At 47.4% G+C, this 1,947-nt stretch carries 2 protein-coding genes; both read left to right on the top strand.

Translation table 11 applies throughout. The features are described 5' to 3' along the window. Nucleotides 1-112 precede the first annotated feature (112 nt). Nucleotides 113-469, top strand: coding sequence for an IS66 family insertion sequence element accessory protein TnpB (gene tnpB, locus FKP33_RS26615; RefSeq protein ID WP_127610823.1), 357 nt, complete (start codon nt 113-115; stop codon nt 467-469). Between the two features lie 95 nt (nt 470-564). Continuing rightward, a partial coding sequence (gene tnpC / locus FKP33_RS26610; protein WP_141336819.1) for an IS66 family transposase occupies nt 565-1,947 on the top strand: 1,383 nt, incomplete at its 3' end.

The raw sequence follows: 1,947 nt of genomic DNA, 5'->3' as shown, positions 1-1,947 counted from the left end.
GGTGATCAAGAAGTATTGTCAGATATCGTAATACGTTTTGGCGCTGTAACACTGGAGATTCGCAACAATGCATCAGCAACCTTGATCGAAAACACCTTGAGGGCATTGCAACATGTTCGGTGATATCTCAAAAGCGGAGAAAATCTATGTCGCCTGTGGGTATACCGACATGCGGAAGTCAATTGATGGACTTGCCGCAATCGTCCAGCAGAATTTTCAGTTAAACCCTTTCCAAAACAGTCTGTTTCTCTTTTGTGGCCGGCAACGTAATCGAATGAAAGCACTCTGTTGGGAAGGAGATGGATTTGTCCTCCTTTACAAGCGACTGGAAAACGGAAGTTTTCAATGGCCAATGAATGCCGAAGCCGTTCGCTCCATCACCTACCAGGAATTTCGTTGGCTTCTGGAAGGCCTGTCCATAGATCAACCTAAGGCCGTAAAAAAACTCCATATTACGGCCTGTCTTTAACGGTGAAAAACTCCGAAAATGCGCATAATTACTGGGTTTTTCGGCATTTTTATGCTATAATGGATACAGTAGAAAACGGTAAAGGAACTGTATTCATGAGCGCTGCGGAGCAGGTAAAAGTACTCGAAAAACGCATAGGCGAACTGGAACTGGAGAACAAACGGCTTCACGATACGGTTGAATATCTAACGCGCAAACTCTTCGGCAGAAGTACCGAGAAGACATCGTCCCTTTCTTTGGGGCAGATGTCTCTTTTTGATGAAGCAGAAATCGAAGCGGATCCGACGGCGCCAGAGCCTGACCTTAAGGAGATACAAGGGTACCGGCGAAAGAAATTTCAAGGTCAGCGGATGGAACTCTTGAAGGATATTCCTCACGACAAACGCCTTTGCACCCTTGATAAACAAGACTGCTTTTGCGAAGCATGCAGCACCGCACTTGTATCGGTTGGCGAAGAGTTCGTCCGAACTGAAATCGAGTTCATTCCTGCCAAAGTCAGAGCCATCGATTATTACCGTGAAACCTTTGAGTGCCGTACCTGTCGTAAGAACGGGAAACCCTACATGGAAAAGTCACCCATGCCTTATCCGGTGATCCAGCACTCCATGGCTTCTCCTTCCACAGTGGCATGGGTCATGCATCAGAAATTCGTCAACGCCCTTCCCCTGTACCGTCAGGAAAAGGAGTGGCGGACACTGGGCGTAAACCTTAGCCGTGCGACCATGGCCAACTGGATTCAAGCTGCGTCCCGCGACTGGCTAGCTCCATTGGTGGGGCTAATGCATCAAAAACTCCTGCAGGAAAAGTATTTACATGCGGATGAAACTGTCGTCCAAGTCATGAATGAAGAGGGGCGAAAGAATACCACCGATTCCTATATGTGGGTATACAGCAGCGGCCAGCATGGCAAACACCCCATTCGAATTTTCGAATACCAACCTGGCCGAAGTGGCAAATACCCTCAGAAATTCCTAAAGGGGTTCAATGGGTACCTTCACTCGGATGCATACTCCGGGTACACAAAGATTCCGGGTGTCACAAGATGCCTCTGTTGGACACATCTTCGAAGGAAATTCGTAGATTCCCTTCCGAAAGATATACAGAGCCCGGAAGCCACCCTTCCAAGCCAAGGCATTACATTCTGTAACAAACTTTTCGAGATTGAAAAAAAGCTTGAAGACCTTTCGAGCGAACAACGTAAATCTGAGCGTCTGGAACGAGAAAGACCCGTTTTGGAGGCTTTTTGGGTATGGATCGATTCCACCAAAGGTAAGGTGCTGCCCAAATCCAAACTAGGTGAAGCCTTGACCTATGCCCTAAATCATAAGGGAGAGTTTATGAATTATCTTCAGGATGGCAACTGCTCCATATCCAACAACCTTGCCGAAAACAGTATTCGACCCTTTACAATTGGAAGGAAAAACTGGCTCTTTAGCGGAAGTCCGAAAGGAGCTTCGGCGAGTGCCGCCGTTTACAGC

The sequence above is a fragment of the Paenibacillus sp. tmac-D7 genome (assembly GCF_006519665.1).
Taxonomy (GTDB): domain Bacteria; phylum Bacillota; class Bacilli; order Paenibacillales; family NBRC-103111; genus Paenibacillus_G; species Paenibacillus_G validus.
The sequence above is the reverse complement of the archived record's forward strand: the minus strand, read 5'-3'. Positions and strand labels throughout refer to the sequence as shown.

Excerpts from the sequence above, each read along its gene's own strand:
- tnpB (WP_127610823.1), top strand. The coding sequence starts at position 113 with ATGTTCGGTGATATCTCAAAAGCGGAGAAAATCTATGTCGCCTGTGGG.